15 protein-coding genes and 1 riboswitch are annotated in these 13465 nt (G+C 72.1%); of the genes, 14 read left to right on the forward strand and 1 reads right to left on the reverse strand.

Annotated features, from left to right (window positions below; translation table 11 throughout):
* Positions 1-124 precede the first annotated feature (124 nt).
* Positions 125-346, forward strand: coding sequence for a hypothetical protein (locus tag ABD220_RS01330; protein ID WP_344119132.1), 222 nt, complete (start codon positions 125-127; stop codon positions 344-346).
* Here ABD220_RS01330 and ABD220_RS01335 read toward each other — a convergent pair.
* On the reverse strand, positions 322-924 hold the full coding sequence (locus ABD220_RS01335) for a murein hydrolase activator EnvC family protein (RefSeq protein ID WP_344119133.1): 603 nt from the start codon (positions 922-924) through the stop codon (positions 322-324). The two genes, ABD220_RS01330 and ABD220_RS01335, sit on opposite strands and share 25 nt — an antisense overlap.
* Positions 925-1364: 440 nt before the next feature.
* Here ABD220_RS01335 and rpsB point away from each other — a divergent pair, with 440 nt between their 5' ends.
* From rpsB to ABD220_RS01400, 13 genes are all read left to right on the forward strand, one after another.
* The gene (rpsB, locus tag ABD220_RS01340; protein WP_344119134.1) at positions 1365-2237 is read left to right on the forward strand and encodes a 30S ribosomal protein S2; all 873 of its coding nucleotides are present in this window, start codon (positions 1365-1367) and stop codon (positions 2235-2237) included.
* Positions 2238-2347: 110 nt separating this feature from the next.
* The gene (gene tsf, locus ABD220_RS01345) at positions 2348-3178 is read left to right on the forward strand and encodes a translation elongation factor Ts (RefSeq protein WP_344119136.1); all 831 of its coding nucleotides are present in this window, start codon (positions 2348-2350) and stop codon (positions 3176-3178) included.
* Between the two features lie 237 nt (positions 3179-3415).
* Positions 3416-4189 carry a UMP kinase gene (gene pyrH, locus ABD220_RS01350; RefSeq protein ID WP_344119138.1) on the forward strand — a complete coding sequence of 258 codons (774 nt, stop codon included), beginning with the start codon at positions 3416-3418 and terminating at the stop codon, positions 4187-4189.
* A gap of 126 nt (positions 4190-4315) precedes the next feature.
* Positions 4316-4873 (forward strand): ribosome recycling factor, encoded by a 558-nt coding sequence (gene frr, locus ABD220_RS01355; RefSeq protein WP_344119139.1) that lies wholly within the window; start codon positions 4316-4318, stop codon positions 4871-4873.
* Positions 4873-5829 carry a phosphatidate cytidylyltransferase gene (locus tag ABD220_RS01360; RefSeq protein ID WP_344119141.1) on the forward strand — a complete coding sequence of 319 codons (957 nt, stop codon included), beginning with the start codon at positions 4873-4875 and terminating at the stop codon, positions 5827-5829. Before frr ends, ABD220_RS01360 begins: the two co-directional genes overlap by 1 nt.
* Positions 5830-5853: 24 nt before the next feature.
* Positions 5854-6462: a hypothetical protein gene (locus tag ABD220_RS01365; RefSeq protein ID WP_344119143.1), complete on the forward strand. Its 609-nt coding sequence runs from the start codon at positions 5854-5856 to the stop codon at positions 6460-6462.
* A 164-nt stretch (positions 6463-6626) separates the two neighbouring features.
* A complete protein-coding gene (locus tag ABD220_RS01370; RefSeq protein ID WP_344119145.1) occupies positions 6627-7007 on the forward strand; it encodes a DUF485 domain-containing protein in 381 nt (126 codons plus the stop codon).
* Between the two features lie 3 nt (positions 7008-7010).
* Positions 7011-8642 carry a solute symporter family protein gene (locus ABD220_RS01375; RefSeq protein ID WP_344119146.1) on the forward strand — a complete coding sequence of 544 codons (1632 nt, stop codon included), beginning with the start codon at positions 7011-7013 and terminating at the stop codon, positions 8640-8642.
* A 221-nt stretch (positions 8643-8863) separates the two neighbouring features.
* Positions 8864-9136 (forward strand): GlsB/YeaQ/YmgE family stress response membrane protein, encoded by a 273-nt coding sequence (locus tag ABD220_RS01380; protein WP_344119147.1) that lies wholly within the window; start codon positions 8864-8866, stop codon positions 9134-9136.
* A 153-nt stretch (positions 9137-9289) separates the two neighbouring features.
* Positions 9290-10534 (forward strand): 1-deoxy-D-xylulose-5-phosphate reductoisomerase, encoded by a 1245-nt coding sequence (gene dxr / locus ABD220_RS01385; protein WP_344119149.1) that lies wholly within the window; start codon positions 9290-9292, stop codon positions 10532-10534.
* A 44-nt stretch (positions 10535-10578) separates the two neighbouring features.
* A riboswitch (SAM riboswitch) is annotated at positions 10579-10695 on the forward strand.
* Positions 10696-10804: 109 nt separating this feature from the next.
* Positions 10805-11698, forward strand: a complete 894-nt coding sequence (locus tag ABD220_RS01390) for a MetQ/NlpA family ABC transporter substrate-binding protein (RefSeq protein WP_344119151.1) — start codon at positions 10805-10807, stop codon at positions 11696-11698.
* Positions 11695-12774 carry a methionine ABC transporter ATP-binding protein gene (locus ABD220_RS01395; protein WP_344119152.1) on the forward strand — a complete coding sequence of 360 codons (1080 nt, stop codon included), beginning with the start codon at positions 11695-11697 and terminating at the stop codon, positions 12772-12774. The genes ABD220_RS01390 and ABD220_RS01395 overlap by 4 nt, the downstream gene beginning before the upstream one ends.
* A gap of 56 nt (positions 12775-12830) precedes the next feature.
* Entirely contained in the window at positions 12831-13430 is a 600-nt protein-coding gene (locus ABD220_RS01400; RefSeq protein WP_425552490.1) for a methionine ABC transporter permease, read from the forward strand.
* Positions 13431-13465 lie beyond the last annotated feature (35 nt).

Here is a 13465-nt window from a genome sequence, read left to right on the forward strand (position 1 = left end):
CGTCACCCCTTCCGCCGAGCACCGGTGGGAGGGGCGCACCCGCCGGCCCGTGCGCCGGGTGCGCGTGGCCCGCTGATGTGGTGCACTGGTGTTCCGATCCGCCACCCACCGAGAGGACGCCGAGATGAGCCGCCGTACGCCGTGGAGCCTCCTGTCCGTCACCGCCCTGGCACTCGCCGCACTCACCGGCTGCGACACCACCGCCGAGGAGGTCGAGCAGGGCGCGGACCAGGTCCAGCAGGAGGTCGAGGAGGGCGTCGACCAGGTCCAGGAGGGCGCCCAGGACGCCGTGGACCAGGTCGAGCAGGGCGTCGACGACGCTCAGGGCAACGACAACGAGGGCTGAGCGGCCGCGCGCAGCCGCTCGGGCACGGGCAGCAGCACCGACGGCTCGAGCGCCCCGACGAACTGCAGGGGGTTGACGTAGTCGCCGTCCCGGCGCACGCCCCAGTGCAGACAGGCGCCCGGGTCGCAGTGGCCGCGGCCGCGCAGCACTCCTACGGCCTGACCACGGCGGACCCGGTCCCCGGCGGCCAGGCCCGATTCGACGGGCTCGAAGCTCGAGCGCAGCCCCCCGCCGTGATCGAGCGTGAGTACCGGGCGGTCCACCACGAACCCCGTGAAGCTCACTGTTCCCGCCGCCGGGGCGCGCACGGTCGCCCCCGGGCCCGCGCCCAGGTCCACGCCCCGGTGGCCCTGCGCCCACCGCTGGGCGGGCGGGGCCCACTCGCCCACCACGGCCGGCCGCGGCGAGAGCGGCCACGTCCACCCCTGCGCTGCCGCGCCGGGGGAGGGGAGCCAGACTCCGAGCACGAGCACGAGCATCAGCGCCCCGGTCCGCACCGCCCCGGACCGCACTGTTCGGGAACGCGGCGGGCCCAGGTCCCGGCGGGGGCGGGGGCGCGGGACGGGGCGGACGGCCATGCGCCCACTGTCGGTCCCCGGTGCCGGGCGCAGGGCCGCCCGGCACCGTGCTGTGGACGCACTCCGAGCCCGTCCGGCAGCCCCGGGCCGTGTGCAGGGCGGACGAGGCCCTGTAGTACACTCGATCCCGCAGTGTGCTCTCACGCGCCCTCCGTGGCGTGCCCTCGTGACCATCACGGACCCGGCCCCGACGCCGGAGCCGACGGCGCGTCGGCGAGCAGCTGACTTCGCGCGCAGCGCCACCGGGGCCTCCTGTCCCGGTCCGGCCGCCCCGGTCCGCGTTCCCCGTTCCGGCGGGGTGCGGCACGGCGGCCGGGAGACGGACTCGCAGGGTCCGCCCACCGCTGCGCCAGGGGCTCGTCCGCCGGACGCAGCCGAGAACCGTACCCGCGGGCCGGGCGTCGTCGCACGCCCTCCCGCACGAGAGACCAGGAGACGACATGTCCGTCGTTACCATGCGCCAGCTCCTCGACAGCGGCGTGCACTTCGGCCACCAGACCCGCCGCTGGAACCCGAAGATGAAGCGCTTCATCTTCACCGAGCGCAACGGCATCTACATCATCGACCTCCAGCAGTCGCTGTCCTTCATCGACCGCGCCTACGAGGCCGTCAAGACCACCGTGGCCCACGGTGGCACCATCCTCTTCGTCGGCACCAAGAAGCAGGCCCAGGAGGCCATCGCCGAGCAGGCTACCCGCGTGGGCATGCCCTACGTGAACCACCGCTGGCTCGGCGGCATGCTCACGAACTTCGCCACGGTCTCCAAGCGCATCGAGCGCATGAAGGAGCTCGAGGAGATCGACTTCGACGACGTCGCCGGCTCGCAGTACACCAAGAAGGAGCTCCTGCTCCTGCGTCGCGAGAAGGAGAAGCTGGAGCGCACCCTCGGCGGCATCCGCAACCTGACCAAGGCACCGTCCCTGATCTGGATCGTGGACACCAAGAAGGAGCACCTCGCGGTGGACGAGGCCCAGAAGCTGGGCATCCCCGTCGTCGCGATCCTCGACACCAACTGCGACCCCGACGAGGTCGCCTTCCCGATCCCGGGCAACGACGACGCCATCCGCTCCGTCAACCTGCTGACCCGCGTGATCGCCGACGCCGTGGCCGAGGGCCTCATGGAGCGCCACAACAAGAAGTCCGGCGGCGCCGACCAGGCCGCCGAGCCGATGGCCGAGTGGGAGCGCGAGCTGCTCGAGCAGCACGCCGCCGAGCAGGCCCCCGCGACCGAGGCTCCGGCCGAGACCGCCGCCCCGGCCGAGGCCCCGGCCGAGGCCGCTGCCCCGGCCGAGACCGAGACCGCCGCCGAGTAGTCTCCGTCCACCGTCCGTTTCCCCCGGCGGGGCACCGTCCCCGCCCGGTGCCGGCCGGGGCGGGTCCACGCCCGCCCCGGCCGGCACCACCGACTGAGTGAGGAGTTCCCATGGCGAACTACACCGCCACCGAGATCAAGGCCCTGCGCGAGCGCACCGGCGCCGGCATGCTCGACGTCAAGAAGGCGCTCGACGAGGCCGACGGCGACCTGCAGAAGGCCCAGGAGATCATCCGCGTCAAGGGCCTGAAGGGCGTCACCAAGCGTGAGGGCCGAGCCACGGCCGAGGGCCTCGTCGCCGCGCGCGTCGAGGGCAGCGTCGGGTACATGGTCGAGGTCAACTCCGAGACGGACTTCGTGGCGAAGTCCGCCCCGTTCGTCGAGTTCGGCAACAAGGTGCTCGATGCCGCGGTGGCCGCCGACGCCAGCACGCTCGAGTCCCTCATGGACGCCCAGGCCGACGGCAAGGCCGTCTCCGAGCTCGTCACCGAGACCGGTGCCCTGCTCGGCGAGAAGGTCGTCGTCCGCCGCATCGCCCGCGTCGAGGGCGAGAACGTGGCCGTCTACCTGCACAAGACCTCCAAGGACCTCCCGGCGCAGGTCGGCGTGGTGCTGGCCGTCACCGGTGCCGATGCCGGACCGGTCGCCCACGACGTCGCCGTGCACATCGCCGCGATGTCCCCCACGTTCCTCTCCCAGGAGGACGTGCCCGCCGAGACCGTCGAGTCGGAGAAGCGCGTCGCCGAGGAGACCGCCCGCGCGGAGGGCAAGCCGGAAAAGATCCTCCCGAACATCATCAACGGCCGGCTCAAGGGCTACTTCAAGGACGTCGTCCTGCTCGACCAGGACTTCGCCAAGGACTCCAAGAAGACCGTCGGCAAGGTGCTCGAGGAGGCCGGGGCGACCGCCACGGCCTTCGCCCGCTTCCGCGTCGGCGCCTGACCGGTCCCGTTTCGGGCGCCCCGCGCGGCGCCCGCTCCACGAGGGAGGCGCCCCTGCACCGCAGGGGCGCCTCCCTCGTCGTTGCGACTCCCACCTGCGGCGACGCCAGTGAGGTCCCGGGGGCGGGCGTCGGGGGGCGGACGTGTTCTGTATGCTGAGGGAGGCCCGCCCCCGAGCCAGCTGCACCCTCGCGGGGTCGAGCCGGTCCACGCAGCTCCGTCGTCGCCGGGAGGAACCATGCCCACCACTTCTGCCTCCGAGATCAAGGACGAGGCCCTGCGCCTGAGCAGGGATCCCCGGGTGGCGCCCGCCCGCCGCCGGGTGCTGCTCAAGCTCTCGGGCGAGGTCTTCGGCGGTGGCTCCATCGGGGTGGACACGCGTGTGGTCCGTGACATCGCCGAGCAGATCGCCGCCACCGTGGGCCAGGTCGAGACCGCCGTCGTGGTGGGCGGCGGGAACTTCTTCCGCGGCGCGGAGCTCTCCCAGGCCGGCATGGACCGCTCCCGGGCGGACTACATGGGGATGCTCGGCACCGTGATGAACTGTCTGGCCCTGCAGGACTTCCTCGAGCAGTGCGGGGTCGACACCCGGGTGCAGTCCGCGATCAAGATGGAGCAGGTGGCCGAGGTGTACATCCCGCGCCGGGCCATCCGCCACATGGAGAAGGACCGCGTCGTGATCTTCGGCGCCGGCGCCGGGCTGCCCTACTTCTCCACCGACACCGTCGCGGCCCAGCGGGCCCTGGAGGTCCACGCGGACGAGGTCCTGATGGCGAAGAACGGGGTGGACGGGGTCTACACCGCCGACCCCCGCACCACCCCGGACGCCCAGCGGCTGTCCACCCTCACCTACGGCGAGGCCCTCGCCCGCGACATCCGGGTCATGGACCAGACGGCCTTCAGCCTGTGCCGCGACAACGACGTGACGATGCGCGTGTTCGGCATGGAGGGCGAGGGCAACGTCACCCGCGCCATCCTCGGGGAGCAGATCGGCACCCTCGTCACCGCCTGAGCCGGTGCGGGACGGCCCCCGGTTAGACTGTGGCCAGCACGGCCCGGCCGCGCGGTTCCCGCGCGGCGACCGGCCGGACCGACCCCGCGCGGAGGACTCCGTGCGACCCGACGAAGGAGCCCCTACGTGATCTCAGAGACCATGTCCGAAGCGAAGACCAAGATGGGCAAGGCCGTCGACGGCGCCAAGGACGACTTCGCCGCGGTCCGCACGGGCCGGGCCAATCCCTCGCTCTTCTCGAGCGTGCTGGTCGAGTACTACGGCACGCCCACCCCGCTCCAGCAGCTCGCCTCCTTCCAGAACCCCGAGGCGCGCACGCTGCTCATCACGCCGTACGACCGCTCCGCCCTCAACGACATCGAGAAGGCGCTGCGCAACTCGGACATCGGGGCGAACCCGGCCAACGACGGCAACGTCATCCGCGTGGTCATGCCGGAGCTGACGCAGGAGCGGCGCAAGGAGTACGTCAAGATCGTCGGCCACAAGGCCGAGGAGGCCCGCGTGTCCGTGCGGAACATCCGCCGGCACGCCAAGGACCAGATCGAGAAGGCCGTCAAGGACGGCGACATCGGCGAGGACGAGGGCAAGCGCGCCGAGAAGGACCTCGACGCCGCGACCAAGAAGCACATCGACCAGATCGACGAGATGCTCAAGAACAAGGAAGCGGAGCTGCTGCAGGTCTGATGCCGGACCAGCCGCGACCGCACCAGGAGGCGAAGGCTTCCCCGGGAACCGCCGGGGGGGCCTTCTCCCCACGTGCCCGGCCGGCGACCGCCCCGGCCGCCGCCGCGCCGGTCCCGGGCACGCCGGGGCGCCGGCACACCGCTCCCTCGCGCGCCGGCCGGAACCTGCCGGCCGCCGTGGGCGTCGCGGTGGTGCTCATCGGGACCCTGCTCGTCGGGCTGTTCGTCCAGCCCCTCGTCCTCGCGCTGTTCGCCGGGACGGCCGCGGGGATCGGCGTCTGGGAGGTCGGCCGGTCGCTGCGCTACCGGGGCATCGTCATCCCGCGCGTCCCGGCGGTGACCGCGGGGGTGCTGATGCCTCTCGCCGCGTTCGCCGGGGGCGGCGAGGCGCTGATGATGGCCGTGATCGTGGGGCTGACGCTCGTGATCGTCTGGCGGGCCCTGGGGGACCGGGACGGCATGATCCTGTCGATCATGGGCTCCGTCTTCGCGCTGGTGTGGGTGGGCTTCCTGCTCAGCATCGCCCTGCTGCTCTACCACACCGAGGCGGGCGCCCTGAAGGTGCTCACGGTCATCCTGCTGGCCGTCGGCTCGGACACCTGCGGCTACGCCGTGGGAGTGGTCTGGGGACGCCATCCCATGGCGCCGCGGATCAGCCCCAAGAAGTCGTGGGAGGGCTTCGCCGGCTCGCTGGGCGGTTCGGTGGTGATCGGCGTCCTGAGTGCCGTACTGCTGCTCGACCACGCCTGGTGGGAGGGCGCCGTGCTCGCCGCGGCCCTCGTGTTCGCCGCCACCCTCGGCGACTTCTCCGAGTCCATGGTCAAGCGCGAGCTGGGGATCAAGGACATGGGCACCCTGCTGCCCGGCCACGGGGGAGTGATGGACCGGATCGACTCCATCCTCTTCGCCGTCCCCGCCGGGTACCTGCTCTTCGAACTGTTCGCCGCGAGCGCCTGACCCGGGCCCCAGGACCCGCAGCCCATGCCCCCCGACCGTCCCGGACCTCCGGCGGCCCCCGCCCGCGTCCCCCGGTGCGCCGAGTCCGAGCGCGGCTACGACGTCGCCCAGGTGGACGACCTCCTGGCCGCCGTGCGCGCGGCCCTGCAGCCCGATCCGGCCGCCACGGGGCCGGAGGGCTGCTCCGGGCCCGTGCTGAGCACGCAGGTGCGGGCCGCCGTGTTCACCGGAGCCCGGGGCGGCTACCGGCCGGAGGCCGTCGACGAGCTGCTGGAGGCCGCGGAGGACGCCCTCGCGGAGGCCGAGCGCGAGCAATGCCTGCGCACCCGCGGCCCCGAGGCCTGGCAGGAGCACGTCGACGCCCTGACCGGGCTGCTCCGGAACCGCCTCGACCGTCCCCGCACCCAGCGGTTCCGGCGCCCCTCCCGGGCGCGAGCCCAGGGCTACTCCGCGGCCCACGTGGACGTGCTGTGCGAGCGCCTCGGCGCCCGGCTGGAGGGCACCGCTCCGCTCGAGCCGGCCGAGCTGCGCGGGGCCGTCTTCCCGCCCGCGCACGGGGAGCGCAGCTACGAGGAGCAGCAGGTGGACGCCTTCCTGGACCGCGCCGTCCAGCTGCTCCTGGCTTCCCGCTGAACCGAGCCGTCGGAGGCGGTTGTGTATACAGGCTCGACCAGGTGACGTCCAGAAACACGGCGGCACGTGATTCCTGACCCCCGGAAAGCAAGTTTTGGTTGTTTCGCCTTGCTCCTGTGCATACAACGGCCTACTGTGGGCCACATCACATGAGGAGGTAGCCCATGTCCAACCAGCCACCCATCGACGCCGACGACCTCGTCGCCGACGTCGACTTCCCCGCGGCCCAGCGGTCGCCCGAGTTCCAGGAGCTGCGGAAGACCCACCGCGGCTTCGTCTTCCCGCTCGCCGTCGCCTTCCTGGTCTGGTACCTGCTGTACGTGGTGCTCGCCATGTACGTGCCGCAGCTGTTCGCCGTCCAGGTCATCGGCAACGTCAACCTGGGCGTCGTCCTGGGTCTGCTCCAGTTCGTCACGACCTTCGCCATCACGGGCGCCTACGTGGCCTTCGCCAACCGCAAGCTGGACCCGAAGGCCACGGCCATCCGGGAGCGGCTCGAGCCCAGCCTCGGCACCGCCGGTGGCGCCCACGGACAGGAGAACTGATCGATGAACCACCTGCACTCCGCGCTCGCGCCCATGGCGACCACCACCACAGAAACGGTCGGCACGCCCTGGGTCAACATCTCCATCTTCGGCGCGTTCGTCGTGGTCACGATGGTCGTCGTGCTCCGGGCCTCCAAGTCCACGTCCACGGCGGCCGACTACTACGCCGGCGGCCGCGGCTTCAGCGGCACCCAGAACGGCCTGGCCATCGCGGGCGACTACCTCTCGGCGGCGTCCTTCCTGGGCATCGTCGGCGCCATCGCCATCCAGGGCTACGACGGCTTCCTGTACTCCATCGGCTTCCTCGTGGCCTGGCTCGTGGCCCTCCTGCTCATCGCCGAGCTGCTGCGCAACACCGGCAAGTTCACGATGGCGGACGTCCTGTCCTTCCGGCTGCGTCAGCGTCCCGTGCGCGTCGCGGCCTCCATCTCCACCCTCTCGGTCTCCGCGTTCTACCTGCTGGCCCAGATGGCCGGCGCCGGTGCGCTGGTGTCGCTGCTGCTGGGCATCGGCTCGCGAGCCGGTCAGTCGCTCGTCATCGTCGTCGTGGGCGCGCTGATGATCGTCTACGTCCTCGTGGGCGGGATGAAGGGCACCACCTACGTGCAGATCATCAAGGCCGTGCTCCTGGTCTCCGGCGTGGCGGTCATGACCATCTGGATCCTGGCGCTCTACGGCTTCAACTTCTCCTCGCTGCTCGGGGACGCGGTCGCCGTCTCCGGCAACCCGGCCATCCTGGAGCCGGGCCTGCGCTACGGGGCCTCCGAGACCAGCAAGCTGGACTTCATCTCCCTGGGCCTCGCCCTCGTCTTCGGCGCCGCGGGCCTGCCCCACGTGCTGATGCGCTTCTACACGGTGCCCACCGCCAAGGAGGCCCGCACCTCCGTGGTCTGGGCGATCGGCCTGATCGGGCTGTTCTACCTCTTCACGCTCATCCTGGGCTTCGGCGCCGCGGCCCTCATCGGCGCGGAGCGGATCCAGGCGGCTCCGGGCGGCGTGAACTCCGCGGCCCCGCTGCTGGCCTTCGAACTCGGCGGCTCCCTGCTGATGGGGATCATCGCTGCGGTGGCGTTCGCCACGATCCTCGCGGTCGTCGCCGGCCTGGCCATCACGGCCTCGGCCTCCTTCGCCCACGACATCTACACCAGCGTCATCAAGAAGGGGAACTCCGATCCCCGCAAGGAGCTGCGGGTCGCGAAGACCACGGTGGTGGTCATCGGCCTCGTCTCCATCGCGGGCGGCATCGGCGCGCAGGGCCAGAACGTCGCGTTCCTCGTGGCGCTCGCCTTCGCGGTCGCGGCCTCGGCGAACCTGCCGACCATCCTGTACTCCCTCTACTGGCGGCGCTTCACCACCCGGGGCGCGGTCTGGTCGATGTACGGCGGCCTGTTCATCTCGGTGGGCCTCATCATCTTCTCCCCGGTCATGTCCGGCACCGAGACGTCGATGATCCCGACGGCCGACTTCGCGTGGTTCCCGCTGCAGAACCCGGGCATCGTCTCGATCCCGGCGTCCTTCCTCCTCGGCTTCATCGGCTCCATGACGGAGCGCCGTCTCGAGGACCCGGTCAAGCAGTCCGAGATGGAGGTGCGCTCGCTCACAGGCATCGGCGCGGAGAAGCCCGTCGCCCACTGACGGATTCCCGCTCCCACCTGGGAGGATCCCCGGCCCGCCCGAAGCCCCGGCTTCCGGCGGGCCGGGCCGCGTCCGGGGCTCACCCGCTGATTCACCAACGTGAACAGACAGGTGGCTGACCGTCGGCTAGGGTGGTGAGCAGAAGCAACCTCAGGGTATTCCAGGGATACTGGCCGGTTGCGTACAATGAAAGTCCCTCCCGGGACGGATAAGGAGCCATCATGGGAATCATCAGCTGGATCATCCTCGGCCTCATCGCCGGTGCCCTCGCCAAGCTCATCATGCCGGGCAGCCAGGGCGGCGGCATCATCGTCACCATCGTCATCGGCATCGTGGGCGCCCTCCTGGGAGGCTTCCTGGGCTCGCTGATCGGCATCGGCAGCCTGGAGTCCGCGTTCGACATCGGCACCATCATCACCGCCGTCGTGGGAGCCCTCATCGTGCTCTTCATCTGGGGCGCGGTCAGCGGCCGCAGGGGCCGCGCCACGCGCTGATCCGACCCCGTCGGTCGCCGAGGCCCCGTCCACCGTTCCCGGTGGGCGGGGCCTCGGTCCGTCCCGGGACGCCCTGGGTGCCCGCCCCGGACACCGCCCCGGCAATCGCCGGGGCGCGGCAGGCAGGAGGCCCGCTGGGGGATACTGGGGGTCATGACGCCCCCCGCCACCCCGCCCCGTCCCCGTCAGACGCCCGAGCTGCGCGCGCTGGCCGCCGCCGGTCCCCGCAGGATCAGCGTCCTCGGCTCGACGGGCTCGATCGGCACCCAGGCGCTCGACGTCGTGCGCGCCGCCCGTGAGCTCGAGGGCGGGGCCCCGTTCACCGTGGTCGCACTCGCCGCCGGCGCGCGCCACCTCGAGCTGCTCGCGGACCAGGCCGTCGAGACCCGTGCCGCGGTCGTGGCCACGAGCGGCACCGGTCAGGACGCGGCCCGCCTGGCCCGCCTGATCGCGGACCGGGCCGCGGCCGCCGGGGCGGGGGACCACCGCCCCGAGATCGTGCACGGGCCCGACGCGGACCTCGTGCTCAACGGCATCACCGGCTCCATCGGGCTCGCCCCCACGCTGGCGGCGCTGCGGGCCGGGCACAAGCTCGCGCTGGCGAACAAGGAGTCGCTGATCGCCGGGGGGGCCCTCGTCAAGGCCGCCGCCGCGGCGACCGGGGACCCGGACGCCCTGATCCCGGTGGACTCCGAGCACTCGGCGCTGGCCCAGGCGCTGCGCGGCGGCACCGCCGGTGAGGTCGACCGGCTCGTGCTGACGGCCTCCGGCGGCCCGTTCCGCGGCCGGTCCCGGGCGGAGCTGGAGACGGTCACTCCGCAGGACGCGCTGCGCCACCCGACGTGGGACATGGGTCTGATGGTGACGACCAACTCGGCGTCCATGGTGAACAAGGCACTCGAGGTGCTCGAGGCCCACCTGCTCTTCGACGTCCCCCTCGGGCGCATCGACGTGGTGGTCCACCCCCAGTCGGTCGTGCACTCCATGGTCCAGTTCGTGGACGGCTCCACCCTCGCCCAGGCCTCGCCGCCGGACATGCGCCTGCCCATCGCCCTCGGTCTGGCCTGGCCCCACCGGGTGCCCGGCGCCGCCCTGCCGTGCGACTGGACGCGCGCCACGGCGTGGACCTTCGAGCCCCTCGACCCGGTGGCGTTCCCGGCCGTCCGGCTCATCAAGGCGGCGGGGGAGCGGGGCGGGACCTTCCCCGCGGTGTTCAATGCGGCCAACGAGGAGGCGGTGCACGCCTTCCACGACGGCCGGATCCGGTTCCCCGCGATCGTGGACACGGTGGAGGCGGTGCTGGGCGAGCACGACGACGACGGCCCGCTCGAGCTCGAGGCCGTGCTGGCGGCCGAGGGCTGGGCCCGCCGCCGGGTCCGGGAGCTCCTCGCCCGCTGACGGGGCGGGATCGGCCCTCGCCGCACGTGCTAGTCTGTCGGGCGGATGACGAGTCCCAGCGTGAAGCCCTGGCTGGCTGGGCGGCAACCCTCTCCCGTAGTGGGGTGCCCCAGGAGAACCATCTGGCACCGGCCATCGAGGGCCGGCGGCAAGTACGGTCCGACCGCGCATGCGCCCTCCGGCGTGCCCTCGACCGTGGCCGCCGGGCCCGTCGGAGCCGGTGGAGACCTCGGACACCCCGGACACCCCGGACCCACGGAAAGGCATCACATGCGATCGCAGCGCCTCCCCTTCCTCGCCCTGGCCACGACCCTCGGCCTCACCCTCGCCGCCTGCGGAGGCTCCGCCGGGGAGTCCTCCGGCGAGGGCGCCCTCGCCGACGGCAAGGTCACCATCGGCGTCGTCGGCTCCCACCCGACCCACGACGTGCTCCAGCAGCTGGCCGAGGAGCAGGGGCTCACCGTCGAGTACGTCGACTTCTCCGACTACAACCAGCCCAACCCGGCCACCGAGTCCGGCGACGTGGACATGACCTGGTTCCAGCACGTGCCCTTCCTCGCGGACTACAACAACTCCGCCGGGGGCTCGATCACCCCGATCGGCTCGACGTCGATCTACCCGCTGGGCCTGTACTCCAACGAGCACGACTCCGTGGAGCAGTTCCAGGAGGGCGACGAGATCGCCGTGCCCAACGACGCGGTGAACCTCTCCCGGGCCCTGATCGTGCTCGAGTCCGCCGGCCTGGTCGAGCTGACCAGTGACACCCTCATCCCCACGGAGCTGGACGTCGACACCGAGGCCTCGAAGGTGCGGGTCACCCCCGTGTCCGCGGAGCAGACGGTGCTCTCCCTCGACTCGGTGGCCGGCTCGGTGATCAACAACGACTTCCTGGCCCGCGCGGACATCGACCCGAAGTCCGCGCTGGCCCAGGACGACCCCGAGGCGGAGGGCTCGCGCGCCTACGTCAACCTCTTCACCACGACCGAGGAGCTCGCCGGCGACGAGACCCTCCGGCAGGTCGCGGACCTCTACCACGAGCAGGCCGTCGTCGACGCCGAGATGGAGGAGACCAAGGACACCGCCGTGCCGCTGCAGCTGGAGCCGGAGGAGCTCCAGGAGCTGACCGCGCGCTACCAGCAGGAGCTGAAGGACCAGGGACGGTGAGCGCGGCGGTCCCGGCCGGGCCGTCCGCCCCCGGGCGCCCGGACGAGGTGCTCGTCTCCTTCCGCAACGTCTCCAAGACCTTCCGCACCGGCTCGGGGCGCGCGGCGCGCGAGGTGGTGGCGGTCGACGACGTCAGCCTCGACGTCCGCCGCGGCGAGATCTTCGGGGTGATCGGCTACTCCGGGGCGGGCAAGTCCACCCTCGTGCGCCTGATCAACGGGCTCGAGCCCGTGTCCTCGGGGTCCCTGACCGTCGAGGGGTTCGAGGTGGCCGGCCGGCGCGAGACCGAGCTCGCGCCGGTCCGGCAGGAGATCGGCATGATCTTCCAGCAGTTCAACCTCTTCACCTCCCGCACCGTCGCGGGCAACGTCGAGTACCCGCTGAAGCGGGCCGGCTGGCCCAAGGAGAAGCGCCGGGCCCGGGTGGCGGAGCTGCTCGAGTTCGTGGGCCTGTCGGCCCGCGCCGGCAACTACCCGGAGCAGCTCTCCGGCGGGCAGAAGCAGCGCGTGGGCATCGCCCGGGCCCTGGCGACCAGCCCGAAGCTGCTCCTGGCCGACGAGTCGACGAGCGCCCTCGACCCGGAGACCACGCAGGAGGTCCTGCAGGTGTTGCAGCGGGTCAACCGCGAGCTGGGGATCACGATCGTGATCATCACCCACGAGATGGACGTGGTCCGGGCGATCGCCGACCGCGTGGCCGTGATGCAGGACGGGAAGGTCGTGGAGCACGGCTCCACCGTGGACATCTTCGCCCGGCCCCGCACCGAGACCGCCCGCCGCTTCGTCTCCTCGGTCCTGCACTCGGTGCCCGACGCCCGCGAGGTGGAACGGCTGCGCCGCGCCCACCGCGGGCGCCTGGTGATCGTGGACGTCGGCGACGGCGTGGACATCGGCGGGGTGCTCTCCGACGGCGCCGCCCGCGGGGTCCGCTTCACCATCGCCTACGGCGGGATCAGCGTGCTCCAGGAGCAGTCGTTCGGGTCCCTGACCTTCGAGCTGACCGGCGAGGACACGGCCGTGCAGGCCGTGGTCGACGAGATGTCCCGGATCACGACCCTGAGAGAGGTGGCCGCGTGAACGACTGGTCCGTCCTGGGACCCGAGCTGCTGTCCGCGCTCGGGGAGACCCTCTACATGGTGGCCGTCACGCTGCTGCTCGCCGGCCTGCTCGGTCTGCTCGTGGGCGTGGGCCTCTACGTCACCCGCCGGGGCAACATCCTGGAGAACCGTGCGGTGCACGAGGGGCTGAACCTCGTGGTGAACTTCGTCCGGCCGATCCCGTTCATCATCCTGCTGGCCGCGCTGGGCCCGGTCACCCAGGGGGTCGTCGGGACCCGGCTGGGCCCCAACGCGGCGATCTTCGCGATGACCATCGGGGCGATGTTCGCGGTGGCGCGCATCGTCGAGCAGAACCTCATGAGCGTGGACCCCGGCGTCGTCGAGGCGGCCCGCTCGATGGGGGTCTCCCGCGGCCGGATCATCACCACGGTGATCCTGCCCGAGGCGCTGGGGCCCCTGGTGCTCGGCTACACCTTCCTCGTCATCGGCATCACGGACATGTCCGCGATGGCCGGGGCCATCGGCGCCGGCGGCCTGGGCGACTTCGCCCTGCGCCTGGGCTACCAGCGGTTCAACGACGAGGTCACGTGGGCGGCGGTCGCCGTCATCGTGGTCCTGGTCCAGGTGGTGCAGGTGGTGGGCAACCGGCTCGCCCGCCGGATCCTGCGCCGCTGAGGCGCTCCGCACCGGCGCGCACCGACGGCCGGCCG

It is taken from the genome of Kocuria aegyptia (assembly GCF_039530085.1).
Lineage (GTDB): Bacteria > Actinomycetota > Actinomycetes > Actinomycetales > Micrococcaceae > Kocuria > Kocuria aegyptia.

Bases quoted from the DNA above. Each gene is read 5' to 3' on its own strand.
- ABD220_RS01330 (WP_344119132.1), top strand. From the start codon at position 125: ATGAGCCGCCGTACGCCGTGGAGCCTCCTGTCCGTCACCGCCCTGGCA.
- ABD220_RS01335 (WP_344119133.1), bottom strand. From the start codon at position 924: ATGGCCGTCCGCCCCGTCCCGCGCCCCCGCCCCCGCCGGGACCTGGGC.
- rpsB (WP_344119134.1), top strand. From the start codon at position 1,365: ATGTCCGTCGTTACCATGCGCCAGCTCCTCGACAGCGGCGTGCACTTC.
- tsf (WP_344119136.1), top strand. From the start codon at position 2,348: ATGGCGAACTACACCGCCACCGAGATCAAGGCCCTGCGCGAGCGCACC.
- pyrH (WP_344119138.1), top strand. From the start codon at position 3,416: ATGCCCACCACTTCTGCCTCCGAGATCAAGGACGAGGCCCTGCGCCTG.
- ABD220_RS01360 (WP_344119141.1), top strand. From the start codon at position 4,873: ATGCCGGACCAGCCGCGACCGCACCAGGAGGCGAAGGCTTCCCCGGGA.
- ABD220_RS01365 (WP_344119143.1), top strand. From the start codon at position 5,854: ATGCCCCCCGACCGTCCCGGACCTCCGGCGGCCCCCGCCCGCGTCCCC.
- ABD220_RS01370 (WP_344119145.1), top strand. From the start codon at position 6,627: ATGTCCAACCAGCCACCCATCGACGCCGACGACCTCGTCGCCGACGTC.
- ABD220_RS01375 (WP_344119146.1), top strand. From the start codon at position 7,011: ATGAACCACCTGCACTCCGCGCTCGCGCCCATGGCGACCACCACCACA.
- ABD220_RS01380 (WP_344119147.1), top strand. From the start codon at position 8,864: ATGGGAATCATCAGCTGGATCATCCTCGGCCTCATCGCCGGTGCCCTC.
- dxr (WP_344119149.1), top strand. From the start codon at position 9,290: ATGACGCCCCCCGCCACCCCGCCCCGTCCCCGTCAGACGCCCGAGCTG.
- ABD220_RS01390 (WP_344119151.1), top strand. From the start codon at position 10,805: ATGCGATCGCAGCGCCTCCCCTTCCTCGCCCTGGCCACGACCCTCGGC.
- ABD220_RS01400 (WP_425552490.1), top strand. From the start codon at position 12,831: ATGGTGGCCGTCACGCTGCTGCTCGCCGGCCTGCTCGGTCTGCTCGTG.